The following is a 14,037-nucleotide window of genomic DNA, read 5'->3' as shown; positions in this document are numbered from 1 at the left end:
CCTCGGTAACTAGTTCCCTGCGGTGTCACGCCTGGGCGAGGATCTCCTCGTCGGTCATCGCCGCGACCTCCAGATACAGCTTGGCCACGGTGTCCAGGCGATCGGGCGTGCGCTCGCGGTCGGCGAGCCGCCGCGCCAGCCCCGCGACCGTGCGGCCGACCAGTAGATCAGCGACCAGCGCGTGGTCGACCTCCAGCCATTCGCGGACCCGGGCGACGGCGGTGGTGGCAAGCACGGAATCGCCGCCCGCGCCGAAGAAGTCGTCGTGCGCGCCGATGGCCTCGACACCGAGCACCTCGGCGACGATGGCGGCCAGGGCGGCCTCCAGCGGACCGCTCGGCGCGGCATCGGCCGTCTCGGTGGCGCTCGGGGCGAGCAGCTCGAGCACCGCGCGGCGGTCGAGTTTGCCGTTGCCGGTGAGCGGCATCCGGTCGAGTATCTCGATGCGGGTGGGAATCATGTAGCCGGGCAACAGATCCCGTACCGCGGCCACGATCTCCTCGGCGGTGCCTGCCGCGCCGGATACCGCGGCGACCAGCTTCGGCGCGCCCTTGCCGACCACCGCGGCCACCGCGTGCCTGACACCAGGCGCGGTGCGCAGCCCGGATTCCACCTCGCCGAGTTCCACCCGGTAACCGCGGATCTGCACCTGATGGTCGGCGCGGCCGAGGAATTCGATGGTGCCGTCCGGCCAGTAGCGCGCCATGTCACCGGTGCGGTACCAGCGGATGCCGTCGTGCATGACGAAACGCTCGGCGGTGCGCTCCGGGTCGTTGCGGTAGCCCGCCGCGACATTCGCACCGCCGACCCAGAATTCGCCGGGCACCCAGTCCGGGCAGTCGCGGCCCGCCGAATTCACCACGCGGCAGCGCACATTGCGCAGCGGCACACCGAACGGCACCGTGGCCCAGTGCGCAGGCGGGTCGGCGACCTCGCAGATGGTGTTGTGGATGGAGGTTTCGGTGGCGCCGCCGAGTCCGGAGAACCGGCAGCCCGGCACCTGGCGGGCCAGCCTGCGCGCGAGTTCGGCGCCGACCCAGTCGCCGCCGAGCGTCACCGCGCGCAGCGAGTCGCCCAGGTGGTCGCCGCCGACCTCCAGGATCATGTCGAGCATGCTCGGCACACAGTTGAGGATCGAAACCCGATGGTGGCGCAGCAGTTCCACCCAGCTGGTCGCCTCTTCGCGCTGCGCGGCGCTGACCGCGACCACCGCGCCGCCCACCGCGAACATGCCGAACATGTCGTAGACGGAGGCGTCGAACTCCAGCGCGGACAGCCCGAGCACCCGGTCGGCCGCGCCGACCTCGAACCACGCGTTCACCGCGTCGATGGTGTTCATCGCACCGCTGTGGCGCACATCGACGCCCTTCGGCACACCGGTGGACCCGGAGGTGAACAGCACGTAGGCGATCGCGGCCGGATCCGGAATCACCGGCGCCGCCAGCGGTTTCGGGTTGGCGCGCGCGAGCGACAGCGGCAGGCAAGCGATATCGGTCCTGCCGAGATCGGCGCCGTCGACGGTCAACGCGGCGACCACGTCGCCGGTGCGCAGGATTTCCGCGCGCCGCCCGACCGGCTGATCGAAACCGATCGGCACATACGCCGCGCCCGCGGCGAGCACGCCGAGCACCGCGAGGATCTGATCGGGCCCCTTGGGCAGCTGCACCGCGACGGTCTCGCCCTGGCGCACCCCGGCCTCGCGCAGCGTGGCCGCGACCGAAAGCGCCTGTGCGGCAAGCTCACCGTAGCTCCAGCCGCCGTCGGCACCGTCGAACTGCCACAGCACCGCGGGCGCGTCCGGCGTGGTGCGGGCGTAGTCGAAAAAGCCCTCGTGCAGCGCGCGGCCGGAGACCGGGCCGTCGGTCGCGTTCACCGTGGCGCGCACCGCGGCCTGCGAAACCGGCAGGCGCACCGCGGCTTCCGCGCTCCAGCCCGCCTCGCCGGCGCCGAGCCTGCCGATCGCCTCGGTGTAGCTGGCGAACATGGCGTCGATCATCCCGGCGGGGAAGGCCGATTCGCGCACGTCCCAGTTGAGCAGCAGCCCGCCGCGCACCTCGGTGACCTGCGCATCGAGCAGGACCTGCGGCCCCTGCGAGATGATCCACACCGGCTCGCCGAAGGTTTCGGTGACCGCGGTGGCGAACAGCTCGCCCAGGTTCAGCGCGCTGGTGTAGACGATCGGCGCGAGCACCGGCTCACCGCGCGAGCGGCCGAGATCGCGCAGCACCTCGAGCCCGGAATAGGCGGTGTGCGCGCCGCTTTCGTGCATCGCCCGCTGCAATGCCCTAGCTCGCTCGGTGACGGTGACGTTCTCGCGCACATCGACCTCGAGCATGATCGACGAGGTGAAGTCACCGATCACCCGGTCGATCTCCGGATGCACCGGTTCCCGGTGGAACAGCGGCACATTCAGCAGGAATCGGCTCTGCGCCGACCAGCCGCCGATGGTCTCGGCGAATACCGCGGCGAGTGCCATGGCGGGCGTGATGCCGCGGGCATGGGCGGCGGCGAGCAGTCGCTCCTTCGCCTCCGGCGCCAGCCAGTGGTTGTATCGGACGGTCCGGTGCGGCTCGGCGCGCTCGCTGATCGGGATGGCCGGCAGCTCCGGCGCACCGGGCATGTCACCGAGCCGGTCCTGCCACCACTGCCGATCCCGTTCCCTGGCAGCGGTATCGACGGCGCGCTCGGTGCGGTAGCGCCGGTAGCTGTAGGCCTGCGGCGGCACCGTGCCGCCGTGATAGAGCTCGGCCAGATCGGCGATCAGCACGCGGTAGCTCATCGCATCGCCCGCGAGCATGTCGACGTCGAGATGCAGCCGGGTGCGGCCGTCGGCGAGCAGGCTCAGCGTGACATCGAGCACCTGGCCGTCCTCGATGGCCAGCCGCTGATGAGTCTTGGTGTCGCGCAACCGTTCCAGCTCCGCCGCCGCGGCCTCCGTGGTGTAGTCGCGCAGATCCGCCACCGAGTACACCGGCCTGCCCGGTGTCAGCACGGTCTGCTGGGTGCCGTCCGGCAGGAACCTGGTGCGCAACATGGGGTGCGCGGCGACGAGGTCGGTCACGGCGCGGCCGAGCCGATCGGGATCGACACCAGCACCGTCGAATTCGACGTAGAGGTGTGCCGCGACACCGCCGAGATCCTGCTCGTCGGACCGGCCGATCCAGTAGGCATGCTGCATGCCCGCCAGCGGGAACGGCGCGAACTCGTCCGCCGCCACCACCTCGGTGTGCTCGGGCTGCTCCGCGGCCTGCTCACCGCCGAGCAAGCGCGACCACTGCGCCACCGACGGACTCGCCGCGAGCTGCGCGAAGTTGATCTCCAGCCCGCGCTTGCGCCAGCCGCCCGCCAGCTTCATGGTGCGAATGGAGTCCAGCCCCAGCTGGATCAGGTCGGCCTCGTCGGTGATGTCCTCGGCGGACACCCCGATCTGCTCGGCGATGGCGGCCCGGATCTCCTCCGGGCCGATGGCCGCGTCCCCCTGTCGCTGTGCTGACTCCATGTGGCGCTGTCACTCCTTGGTTGCCGCCCGCCGCGGGCGGATCGAGACTGCTCGGCCGTAGCCTAACCCATTGAGATAGGGTTGCCTAACCTATGTAATTCGCCACTAGTGCCACCGCTCCGATTCGAAGCAATGCGAGGTAGACCGTGACTTCGACTTCCACCGCGCCCACCCACCGCGACGGGTACGTCCCCTTTCCCGACGCCGACGCGGCCGCCTATCGCGCCGCGGGCTACTGGACCGGCCGCACACTCGACGGCCTGCTGCGCGCGACCGCCGAGGCGCATCCGCACCGCCCCGCACTGCTGGACGACGCGGGCATGCACAGCTACGCCGAGATCGACGCCGCCGCCGACCGGATGGCCAGCGGACTGCTCGCCCTCGGGATCACGCCGGGCGACCGGGTGGTGGTGCAGCTGCCGAACGTGCCGGAATTCCTCACCGTGCTGTTCGGCCTGCTGCGGGCGGGCATCATCCCGGTGCTGACGCTGCCCGCGCACCGCAGGGCCGAGATCGAGCACCTGGCAAACCTTTCCGGCGCCGTCGCCTACCTGATCGCCGACCGGCTCGGCGATTTCGACTACCGCGAACTCGCCGCCACGGTCGAGCAGGCCGTGCCGACGCTGCGCCACGTGCTCGTCCTCGGTGATCCCGGCCCGTTCACCGACCTGAATTCGGTTCCCCGCGACGGCGGTTCGCTGCCGAAGATCGATCCGGGCGATATCGCGCTGATGCTGGTCTCCGGTGGCACCACCGGGCTGCCGAAGCTGATCGCGCGCACCCACGACGACTACGCCTACAACGCGACCGCGAGCGCCGAGGTCTGTGCGCTCACCGAGGACGACGTCTACCTCGCGACTTTGCCCGCGGCACACAACTTCCCGCTGGCCTGTCCCGGCATCCTCGGCACGGTGGCCACCGGCGGCGCGGTCGCCTTCGTCACCGATCCGAGCCCGGAGAACGCCTTCGCCACCATCGCGCGCCACCGGGTGACGGTCACCGCCGTTGTGCCGCCACTTGCCCAACTGTGGTGCGCGGCAACCGAATGGGAGGACGCCGACCTGAGCTCGCTGCGCCTGCTCCAGGTCGGCGGCGCCCGGCTGGCCGAGGTGAACGCGCGCGAGGTGACCCCCGCGCTCGGCGCGACCTTGCAGCAGGTGTTCGGCATGGCCGAGGGCCTGCTCAACTACACCCGCCTCGACGATCCGGCCGAGCTGCTCGCGACCACGCAGGGCAGGCCGCTCTCGGCCGCCGACGAGGTCAGGGTGGTCGACGCCGACGGCAACGACGTCGCACCGGGCGCGGAGGGCGAGCTGCTCACCAAGGGCCCCTACACGATTCGCGGCTACTACCGGGCGCCCGAGCACAACGCGCGCGCCTTCACCCCGGACGGCTACTACCGCAGCGGCGATCTGGTCCGCCGCCTGCCGAGCGGCCACCTGGTCGTCTCCGGCCGGATCAAGGACGTCATCAACCGCGGCGGCGAGAACATCTCCTGCGACGAGCTGGAGGAGCACCTGCTCGCATATCCGGGCGTCAGGCACGCCGCGGCGGTGGGCCTGCCCGATGCCGCGCTCGGCGAAAAGGTCTGCGCCATCCTGGTTGTCGAGGGCGAGATGCCTACGCTTGCCGCGATCAAGACCTTCCTCACCGGTCGCGGACTGGCCACCTACAAGCTCCCCGATGTGCTGCGCCGGGCGGATACGCTCCCGATCACCGCCGTCGGCAAGATCGATAAGAAGGCACTGCGCGCGGCAGGCTGACAGACGAAAGGGCCGGGCAGCCGCCCGGCCCTTCGTCGCTACGCCTTGACCACGTAAGGCGCTATGCTGCCCAGCTTTTCGCAGGTCTCCTCGAATTCCCGCTCCGGGCGCGACTGTTCGACGATGCCCGCGCCCGCGCGCAGCCACGCGCCCTCGGTGGTCTGGTAGACCGCGCGAAGCACCAGCGTCGCCTCCATCGCACCGGTCGGGGAGATCACCACCACCGCACCGGAATACAGGCCGCGCGGCGCACCGTCGAGCCGGAAGACCGAGTCGACGCCCGCGCGCTTGGGAATGCCGGAGGCGGTCACCGAGGGGAACAGCACCTCCAGCGCGTCCCAGCTCGAGCGATCCGCGGCCAGCCTGCCGCGCACCGTCGAGGCGAGATGCTGCACGCTGCCGCGCTCGCGTACCGCCATGAAATCCGAGACGGCCGGCGTGCCGGGATCGGCCACCGCGGAGATCTCGGCGAACGAGGTCTGCACCGAAATCGCGTGCTCCACGATCTCTTTCGGATCGGTGATCAGATCCGCGCGCGCCGCCATGTCGACCGCGGCGCCGAGCCCGAAGGCCCTGGTGCCCGCCAGCGGTTCGGTGGTCACCACCCGTTCGTCGTCCACCGAGGCGACCAGCTCCGGACTGAAGCCCGCCGCTTCCAGCCCGCCGAGCCGCAGCAGGAAGGACCGGGCTGGGGTGTTGTGCGCGCGGCCGAGCCGGAACGTCGCAGGCACGTCGACCACGAACGGCACGTCGACCTTCCGCGACAGGATGACCTTCTGATAGCGCCCGGAACGGATTTCGGCGACCGCCTCGGCCACCCGCTCGCGGTATCCGGTCGGATCGATCCGCACATCGGCAGGATGCGCCAGCGGCAGCGCGGTGTCCTGCGAAGCCGCGATGAGCTCGTGGATGGCATCGGTCTCCTCGGGCGTCGCACCGGACACCACGACCCCGAATTCGCCGACCCGCACCTCGATGCGCGGAATCATCAGGTGCGCCAACGCTGTTCGCGGATCGAGGTGCTGGGTCGCGTCGAGCGCCCATGCACAGAATTCGAAACCGATCCAGCCGTAGGCCTGTCGCCCGCCGAGCGGCAGCATGCCGAGCGCCCGATCGATCACGCTCGCCGGGCTGCCTTCCCATGCGCTCGTGGTGGTCTCGCCCGCCCACACCACCCGCAACTCGTCCACATCGAGTTCGACGCTGCCGATCGGATCGGCGGCGAACACCCACTCCCCCGGACGTTCGTACATGACGTACTCACCGAACCGGTCGGCCGACGCCAACCGGGCCATCGCTGCCGCCGGATCTGTCACAAACTCCACACGCAAGCGTTCATCCGTGGTCGACAACGATCCTCCAAGGTTATGCTGGCCTAACTTAAACGACGTTAGGTTAGCATTACCTGGCTAATAGCAACCTGTGTAGACGACCACAGCGACGATCAGGTCTTCGGCACCGCGACGGCCGACCGCTCGACACTCAGCAAACTTTCCGCACTGTGTTCGGCGTGATAGGCCGCGCCACCACCGCGCAGGCCGAACAGCCGCTTGCTGTAGATCAGCCACACCACCGCCGCGATATTGACGACCAGCGCCGCGATCCGCAGCGCGGTGACCTTCTCGGTCAGCTCGTAGATCTCCAGCGGCAGGAAGATACTGGTCGCCACCACCGCGAAATACTCGCCCCAGCGCCGCACCAGCCACAGCCCGACCGCCTCGATCGCCTGCAATCCCGCGTACGCGAGGATGCCGATCGCGATCCACAGCAGCGTCGTATTGGACAGCGTGAACGCCTCGGACGCCAGATGCACCAGCTTGGAGCGGTCGATATCCCAGCCGATCTGATCGGCGAACGGCCGCAGCAGCGGCAGGTCTCTGTCGAACGCGGCGCGCATGGTCTCGCGCGAGGAACGGAACTTGAACACCGCGACCGCGGCCACCACGAGCAGCAGCCCGCGCGCCAGGCGCTCGATGGCCAGCGCGCGCATCAGCCAGCGATCACGCAGCAGCCGCCCGCGCGGCACCTCGGGCGCATGATCGGCCGGACCGGCACCCACCGGTTCCCCAGGGACGAAGGTGCCGCAGCGCAGGCAGCGCCATGCCTCGCCCGCGACGGTGTCCACCCGCAGCCGCTCCCGTAGCTCCGGCTCATCCGGTGCGTAGGTGTAGTGGCCGTGCCACCCGCACGCGCGCAACGCCCAGTCCATTCGCGCAGCATAGACGGCGCCGCGCAACTCGCCAGCTGGAGTTCCTGCGCGAATTGCACTGGCGGGCTTCAATAGGGGGATCGTCAGTTCGGAGGGACCAGCCATGATCGAGCACCGCGGGAACGCCCCCGCCGCCGTGCAGCGTTACGCGCAGGCCGAATCGGTGGTGGCGCTGATCGATGCGTCGTCGAGCGTGGAGCGCGAGCTGGTCGGCACGTGGCTAGCGGACGGCGGCATCACCAAGGAGTTCGGCACCAGCGCGCCCATCACCCAGCTCGACCTGGACGCGGGCGCGATCGCCGATCGCCTGGTCGGACGCCGCGACGATCCGCTGGTCGTGCCCATCAGGGTGCTGTGGCTGCCGGAGGAACGCGACGGCGTGCGCCGGGTCACCTTCAGCGATCTGGCCATGCTCAGCAATCCGCGAAAGCCGCACCGGTTCGCACAGCGCAGGCTGGTCGGCAAGGCGCCGGACCGCCACGTCGTGCTCACCGGTCAGCCCGCGCTGCTCAGCGAGCTGCGCGCGAACAATCCGGAAGCGGCCGCGCTGTTCTCGGCGGGCACCGCGGAGCCGTTCGCCCGCGCCATCGCGCGCGCGGCGGTGGTCGCGCTGGAGCGCGCCGAGCGCACCATCATCGGCGACCGGTACAAGGTGCCCCGGCTGGTGGCCGAGGAGATACTCGACTCCCCCGAATTCCTGCGCAGGCTCGACCTGATCGCCGATCAAGCCGGCGTCAGCCCGCACGAGGTGTACCGGCGCGCCGAGAAGGCGCTCAACGAGCTCGTCGCCGCGCAGAGCAGGCTCGTCTCCGACCTGTTCACCCAGGCCATGCGCCCGGTACACGCCTCGACCTGGAAGGTCGACGCCGACCCGACCGGCATCAGCAGGTTGAAGGCGCTCAACCGCCGCTACGCGCTGGTCTTCCTGCCCTCGCACCGCTCCTACGTCGACGCGTTCGTGCTCGGCGATGTACTGGCCCGCAACGACTTTCCGCCCAACCATGTGATCGGCGGCGCGAACCTGAGCTTCTGGCCGATGGGCCCGATCGCCCGGCGTACCGGAACCGTGTTCATCCGGCGCAGCTTCGGCGACGACGAGGTCTACAAGGCGGTGGTCGAGGAGTACTTCGCCTATCTGCTCGCCAAGCGATTCAACCTGGAGTGGTACTTCGAGGGCGGCCGCACCCGCACCGGCAAGCTGCGTCCGCCGCGCTACGGACTGCTGAACTACCTTGCCGCCGCGGTCCGCCGGAACCGGGTCGACGACGTGATGCTGATCCCGGTGTCCATCACCTACGAACGGCTCAACGAGCTCGGCGCCATCGCCACCGAACAGGTCGGCGGGAAGAAGAAGCCCGAGGGGATCGCCTGGCTCGCGAGATATGTGCGCAGCCAACAGCATTCGGCCGGGCACGTGTACGTCCGCTTCGGCGAACCACTCTCGGCGCGCGAACGGCTTGCCGCACACGGCGATCCGCTCACCACGCCGCCGGTGGCCATCCCGCTGCACAGCGTCGACGGCGCCGACACCGCGGCGGCGCAGGTCGAGGCCGAAGCCGAAGTGGAAGAGCTCGAGCGCAAGGCCGTGCAGCGGCTGGCCTTCGAGATCGCGGTCGGCATCAACGCGGTCACCCCGATCACCGTGAACGCGCTGGCGACGCTCGCGCTGCTCGGCGTGCACGAGCGCGCGCTCACCCTCGGTGAGGTGCGCACCGTACTCGCCCCCGTGCTCGGCTACATCGACAAGCGCGACCTGCCGCACGGCGAACTCGCCGCGCTGCGCGCGGACCAGAGCCTCGCCGTTGTGCTGGAACAGCTTTCGCTGGCCAAGGTGGTCACCGTCTATCGCGGCGGGCTGGAGCCGGTGTACTCGATCGAATCCGGCGCGCATCTCGAGGCCGCGTTCTACCGCAACAGCGCGGTGCACTGGTTCGTCAACCGCGCGATCCTGGAGCTGTCCATCCTTGCCGCGGTCGAGGCGGGCGGTGACGTCGATCAGCTGCGCACCGGCTGGGACGAGGCGTTCCGGCTGCGCGACCTGCTGAAGTTCGACTTCTTCTTCCCCGAGCGGGCGGAGTTCGCCGAACAGCTGACCGCCGAGATGCTGCTCGTCGATCCGGATTGGTACAGCCACACCAGGGCCGACACCCGCGGCGACGAGATACTCGGCAAGCTCACCGATTCCGGCTTCATGATGGCGCACCGGGTGCTGCGCTCGTTCTTCGACGCCCAGCTGGTGGTGGCCGAGCGGCTGGCGGCCCGCGATCCGCTCGTCGTGATCGACCGCAAACAGTTCATCGACGAGTGCGTCGCGGTCGGCAAGCAGATGATGCTGCAGCAGCGGCTGCACAGCCCGGAATCGGTCTCCACCGAATTGTTCACCAGCGCACTGAAACTCGCCGACAACCACGGACTGCTGGCGCCGGTGGCCCCGGATTCGGCCGAGGAGGCCGCGGAAATGACGCGGCGCAGAACGGAATTCGCCGACAGCCTGCGCACCATCAGTGCGCGGATCTCGCGCGCCGCGACGCTGGATCCCTCCAACCGCCCCGGTCTGGGCGTGCTGTGAACGAGCCAACCGCGGCGCTCGCCGCGATCCGGTCCGGTCCGCAGGGCCCAGGGATCGCGGCGATCTTCGACTTCGGCGCCGTGCTGGCCGGATTCGCGCCGTCGCCACCGCATCGGCGGCTGCTGCGCCGCACGGATCCGGCCACGGTGCTGCGCGACGGCATCCGCGACAACCCCACCGACGGGTCGTACGGCCGGTTCCTGCAACAGATCACCCGAACCCTGGCGGAGCTACCCGAGGCCGAGCTCGACGAGATCGGCGCACGGCTGTTCCGGCACGAGACCTACGGACACCTGTATCCCGAAGCGTGGCAGCTGATTCGGGCACACGAGGCCGCCGGGCACACCATCGTGCTCGCCAGCTCGCTGACCCGGTTCCAGGTGGCGCCCGCGGCGGCCGAACTCGGCATCGACCACGTGCTGTACACCGAACTCGCGGCCACCGACGGCGTACTCACCGGCTACGTCGAGGGAAAGACTCGCTGGCGCAACGGTAAGACCGAAGCCGTGCGCACCTTCGCCGCCGCCCATGGCATCGACCTCACCGCCAGTTATGCCTACGCGCAAAGCATTACGGATCTGTCGCTGCTCGCCGAGGTCGGCCGTCCCGCGGTGGTCGATCCCGACGCCCGGCTCACCGATACCGCCGCCGAACAGGGTTGGCCCGTGCTCACGTTCGCGCCGCGCCGGGCGCCGCGCCTCGGCGACGTGCTGCGTACCGTCGCGGGCTTCGCCGCGCTGCTCGGCGGCGCGCTGGCCGGCGTGCTCGCCAAGTCCTACACCGGACGCCGCCGCGCCATGGCCGACGCGCTGATGGACTACGGCACCAGCGCGACGCTGCGCGTCATCGGCGTGCGGATCAGGCTGATCGGCGGCGAATACGCGCGCGCGCCGCGGCCCGCCGTCTTCCTGTTCAACCATCAGAGCCAGTTCGACGTCATCATCCTGCCCAAGGTGCTCGGCGGCGGGGTGACCGGCATCGGCAAGAAGGAGCTGACCCGCAATCCGGTGTTCGGCCCGCTGATGCGCTTCGTCGGCGTCACCTTCATCGATCGCTCGAACACCGCCGAGGCCAAGGCACAGCTCGCACCGGTGGTGCAGACTCTGCGCGGTGGGCTGTCGATCGCTGTCGCCCCCGAGGGCACCCGCTCCTACAGCCCACGGGTCGGCCCGTTCAAGAAGGGCGCCTTCCACATCGCCATCCAGGCGGACGTGCCGGTGATACCGGTGGTGATCCGCAACGCGGGCGAAATCTCTTGGCGCGATGCGATGGTCGCGCGCCGCGGCACCGTCGACGTGGCCTTCCTGGCCCCCATCGACGTCACCGGCTGGGACCCGAACGATATGGACGACGAGGTGGCCGCCGTCCACCGGCTCTATACCGACACCCTCACGAACTGGCCCGGTGGGTCACTATCCCAGCCCGAAACACAAGGTGATCCGCGCCACAAGAGTTGACCTCAATATTTGTTCAGGTTCAACCATTGTTCTCACACCAACCGAGCAGTTCTTGGATGAGGAGAACATCATGTCGATCGCGCAGAGCGCCACCGCCGCACCGTCTTTCCGTATCCCCGCCGTCAACCGGCCTGCCGCGATCGCGGGCAGCATCGCCGTCGCGGTGGCCGCCAACCTCGTCGTCTGGCTGCTCGGCCTCGCCGCGGGCGGGTCGTTCGAGGTGACCAAGGCGGGGCAGGTCACCGAGGTCGGCGCGGGCACGGTGATCCTCTCGTCCGCGCTGCCGCTGTTCGTCGGGCTGACCGTCGCGGCGCTGCTGTCCTACAAGTGGGTCGGCGTGCTGCGGGTGGCCCAGATCGCCGGCGCCGTGCTCGCCGTCGCGACGATCGGCCTGACCGTCGCCGCCGATTTCGACACCGCGACCACGGTGTCGCTGTCGGTGATGCACCTGGTGCTCGCGCCGGTCATCGTCGGCGGGCTCGCGGCGCTGCGCAACGGGCTGCTCGAACGCTGAACGGCCACAACGAGAAAGGGCCCCGCATCCTCTCGGATGCGGGGCCCCGACCGTCTTACCGATCAGCTACACCGAGCGGCCGAACAGCAGCTTCCACGGCATCAGCGCCGACTCCAGCTGCACCTTCAGGCTCATCTTCGACGCGCCGACGGTGCGCTCCTCGAACCGGATCGGCACCTCGGCGATCGCGATGCCCTTCTTGACGGTCCGGTAGTTCATCTCGACCTGGAACGAATAGCCGTTGCTCCGAATCGAGGCCACCTCGATGGCGCGCAGCGTATCGGCCTTCCACGCCTTGAATCCGGCGGTGGCGTCCTTCACGCCCAGGCGAAGGATCAGGTTCACGTAGAAGTTGGCCCAGGCGGACAGCGCCTTGCGGTACCACTTCCATTCCTCGGCCGTCGATCCGCCCGGCACGTACCGCGACCCGAGCACGACGCCCGCGTCGGTGGTGGACAGCTTCTCCAGCATCGCCGGAATCACCTCGGCCGGATGCGACAGATCGGCGTCCATCTGGATCACCACGTCGGCGCCCTCGTCCAGCGCCCTGGTGATGCCCGCGATGTAGGCGCGGCCGAGGCCGTCCTTCTCGGTCCGGTGCAGCACGCCGACGACGTTCGGCAGCTCGGCCGCCAGCTTGTCGGCGATCTCACCGGTTCCGTCCGGCGAATTGTCATCCACCACGAGCACATGCAGATCGGACACCGGCAGCGCGGTCAGCCGCTCCACCGCCACCGGCAGATTCTCCCGCTCGTTGTAGGTCGGCACAACAACGGTAACCCTCAAGGGTCGCCCTCCCGCTTACCTGTTCCGCCCGCAGCCCACGACCGGACCCGAGCACTAGTTAGTTTCTGATTTCTGAGAAACCGTACTCGATCGATCTGATGCCCAGCTGAGTGCACCGGAGGGCTTCACCAGTCCTCCACACTTTCCCCACACCCGCCGGGCGGCCGCGCGGCGGCGATCGCGGCGGTCCGCCGGGTTACATCCCTGCGCGACAACCGGTTTCGCCGGAGCACGGGCAACCGGTCCGGTGCCGGCGAGCGTGATGGACCTCTCAGCTGCCCTCGGTCCATTTCCGATCGCGCGCATCCGCCTGCTCGTTGCGCGCGTGCGCGATCTCCAAGGCCCGTTCGGCGGTCGCCTGGTCCGGATACGGCCCCATCCGGTCGCGGAACCAGCACTGCAGCCCCTTCTCGGCCCGATTGTGCTTCAGGCAGTAATACCAGCGGTCAGCCATGCCCCCAGCATCTCACCGATCGGCCGCCGGGCTCCGTATTTCCGCCTCGAGCGGCCGCCGCCGCCGAACAACGGCAGTATGGCCGGGGTAGGACCAACGAAGGAACGGTATTTCATGAAGCAAGTAGTCACGAATAGTGTTGCGGCGGCAGCGATTGCACTCGGGTCGGTAACCGGAGCGGCCCAGGCCACGGCCGCCACCGGCCTCCCGCTCGAACAGCCCGTCGGTGCGCCGATGGAGGAGCAACCACAGCAGGGCACCGGCTCCGCCGACGCGGGCACCGGCTCCGCCGCGGGCTTCGGCAAGATCCTGTCCAGCTTCTCCGGCGGCGGCACCGGCTCCCCCTGCACCCCGCCCTACTTCGTCTGCTGACGCGAAAATCCCCCCGGACCAAAGGTTCGGGGGGATTTTGTGGTGGCCAGGGCCGGGATCGAACCGGCGACCTTCCGCTTTTCAGGCGGACGCTCGTACCAACTGAGCTACCTGGCCGCAGGCACCCGTTTTGAATGCCATACGCGAAGCGCCGGATTGCTCCGGCGCTTACTTGCGACCCTGACGGGACTCGAACCCGCGACCTCCGCCGTGACAGGGCGGCGCGCTAACCAACTGCGCCACAGGGCCTTGCTGTGCTACCAACAGTCCTAAGACCGTACCCCCTACGGGATTCGAACCCGCGCTACCGCCTTGAAAGGGCGGCGTCCTAGGCCGCTAGACGAAGGGGGCTCGCCTCGGATTTCTCCGAACCGGCTTTCAACGGGTGTCCGTTGGGAGCTCGCATAGCTTATG

Annotated in this window: 10 protein-coding genes and 3 tRNA genes; 5 read left to right on the top strand and 8 right to left on the bottom strand. The window is 69.3% G+C overall.

Features of this window, described 5'->3' with window-relative positions:
- Positions 1 to 25 precede the first annotated feature (25 nt).
- Positions 26 to 3,499, bottom strand: coding sequence for an amino acid adenylation domain-containing protein (locus ACIG5A_RS16585; RefSeq protein ID WP_397241063.1), 3,474 nt, complete (start codon positions 3,497 to 3,499; stop codon positions 26 to 28).
- 146 nt (positions 3,500 to 3,645) lie between these two features.
- Between ACIG5A_RS16585 and ACIG5A_RS16580 the strand changes: the two genes are divergently transcribed.
- Complete coding sequence (locus tag ACIG5A_RS16580) at positions 3,646 to 5,262, top strand: (2,3-dihydroxybenzoyl)adenylate synthase (RefSeq protein ID WP_397241062.1); 1,617 nt, start codon at positions 3,646 to 3,648, stop codon at positions 5,260 to 5,262.
- 38 nt (positions 5,263 to 5,300) lie between these two features.
- Here the strand turns inward: ACIG5A_RS16580 and nbtS are convergent, their stop codons facing one another.
- Together nbtS and ACIG5A_RS16570 are read right to left on the bottom strand one after the other, a co-directional pair.
- On the bottom strand, positions 5,301 to 6,614 hold the full coding sequence (gene nbtS / locus ACIG5A_RS16575; protein WP_397241061.1) for a nocobactin biosynthesis salicylate synthase NbtS: 1,314 nt from the start codon (positions 6,612 to 6,614) through the stop codon (positions 5,301 to 5,303).
- Positions 6,615 to 6,706: 92 nt separating this feature from the next.
- Positions 6,707 to 7,471 carry a DUF2127 domain-containing protein gene (locus ACIG5A_RS16570; RefSeq protein WP_397241060.1) on the bottom strand — a complete coding sequence of 255 codons (765 nt, stop codon included), beginning with the start codon at positions 7,469 to 7,471 and terminating at the stop codon, positions 6,707 to 6,709.
- Positions 7,472 to 7,574: 103 nt separating this feature from the next.
- On the opposite strand from ACIG5A_RS16570, the gene ACIG5A_RS16565 reads away from it, so the two are divergent.
- The 3 genes from ACIG5A_RS16565 (at position 7,575) to ACIG5A_RS16555 (ending at position 12,011) form a co-directional block, all read left to right on the top strand.
- Positions 7,575 to 10,040: a glycerol-3-phosphate 1-O-acyltransferase gene (locus tag ACIG5A_RS16565; protein WP_397241059.1), complete on the top strand. Its 2,466-nt coding sequence runs from the start codon at positions 7,575 to 7,577 to the stop codon at positions 10,038 to 10,040.
- The gene (locus ACIG5A_RS16560; protein ID WP_397241058.1) at positions 10,037 to 11,497 is read left to right on the top strand and encodes an HAD-IB family hydrolase; all 1,461 of its coding nucleotides are present in this window, start codon (positions 10,037 to 10,039) and stop codon (positions 11,495 to 11,497) included. Before ACIG5A_RS16565 ends, ACIG5A_RS16560 begins: the two co-directional genes overlap by 4 nt.
- A gap of 70 nt (positions 11,498 to 11,567) precedes the next feature.
- Positions 11,568 to 12,011: a DUF6069 family protein gene (locus tag ACIG5A_RS16555; protein WP_397241057.1), complete on the top strand. Its 444-nt coding sequence runs from the start codon at positions 11,568 to 11,570 to the stop codon at positions 12,009 to 12,011.
- 66 nt (positions 12,012 to 12,077) lie between these two features.
- Here ACIG5A_RS16555 and ACIG5A_RS16550 read toward each other — a convergent pair whose 3' ends face one another.
- Positions 12,078 to 12,797: a polyprenol monophosphomannose synthase gene (locus ACIG5A_RS16550; RefSeq protein WP_397241056.1), complete on the bottom strand. Its 720-nt coding sequence runs from the start codon at positions 12,795 to 12,797 to the stop codon at positions 12,078 to 12,080.
- 271 nt (positions 12,798 to 13,068) lie between these two features.
- Entirely contained in the window at positions 13,069 to 13,251 is a 183-nt protein-coding gene (locus ACIG5A_RS16545) for a hypothetical protein (protein WP_397241055.1), read from the bottom strand.
- A gap of 114 nt (positions 13,252 to 13,365) precedes the next feature.
- Between ACIG5A_RS16545 and ACIG5A_RS16540 the strand changes: the two genes are divergently transcribed.
- Positions 13,366 to 13,623: a hypothetical protein gene (locus tag ACIG5A_RS16540; protein WP_397241054.1), complete on the top strand. Its 258-nt coding sequence runs from the start codon at positions 13,366 to 13,368 to the stop codon at positions 13,621 to 13,623.
- 40 nt (positions 13,624 to 13,663) lie between these two features.
- Here ACIG5A_RS16540 and ACIG5A_RS16535 read toward each other — a convergent pair.
- From ACIG5A_RS16535 to ACIG5A_RS16525, 3 genes are all read right to left on the bottom strand, one after another.
- Positions 13,664 to 13,740: transfer RNA gene (locus ACIG5A_RS16535), tRNA-Phe, on the bottom strand.
- A gap of 58 nt (positions 13,741 to 13,798) precedes the next feature.
- Positions 13,799 to 13,872 (bottom strand) — tRNA-Asp (locus ACIG5A_RS16530).
- Between the two features lie 29 nt (positions 13,873 to 13,901).
- Positions 13,902 to 13,974: transfer RNA gene (locus ACIG5A_RS16525), tRNA-Glu, on the bottom strand.
- Positions 13,975 to 14,037 lie beyond the last annotated feature (63 nt).

It is taken from the genome of Nocardia sp. NPDC052566, assembly GCF_044547285.1.
Classification (GTDB): domain Bacteria; phylum Actinomycetota; class Actinomycetes; order Mycobacteriales; family Mycobacteriaceae; genus Nocardia.
The sequence above is the reverse complement of the archived record's forward strand: the minus strand, read 5'-3'. Positions and strand labels throughout refer to the sequence as shown.

What these genes read in the sequence shown, in the direction of transcription:
- ACIG5A_RS16585 (WP_397241063.1), bottom strand. Translation starts at nt 3,499, where the DNA reads ATGGAGTCAGCACAGCGACAGGGGGACGCGGCCATCGGCCCGGAGGAG.
- ACIG5A_RS16570 (WP_397241060.1), bottom strand. Translation starts at nt 7,471, where the DNA reads ATGGACTGGGCGTTGCGCGCGTGCGGGTGGCACGGCCACTACACCTAC.
- ACIG5A_RS16565 (WP_397241059.1), top strand. Translation starts at nt 7,575, where the DNA reads ATGATCGAGCACCGCGGGAACGCCCCCGCCGCCGTGCAGCGTTACGCG.
- ACIG5A_RS16555 (WP_397241057.1), top strand. Translation starts at nt 11,568, where the DNA reads ATGTCGATCGCGCAGAGCGCCACCGCCGCACCGTCTTTCCGTATCCCC.
- ACIG5A_RS16545 (WP_397241055.1), bottom strand. Translation starts at nt 13,251, where the DNA reads ATGGCTGACCGCTGGTATTACTGCCTGAAGCACAATCGGGCCGAGAAG.
- ACIG5A_RS16540 (WP_397241054.1), top strand. Translation starts at nt 13,366, where the DNA reads ATGAAGCAAGTAGTCACGAATAGTGTTGCGGCGGCAGCGATTGCACTC.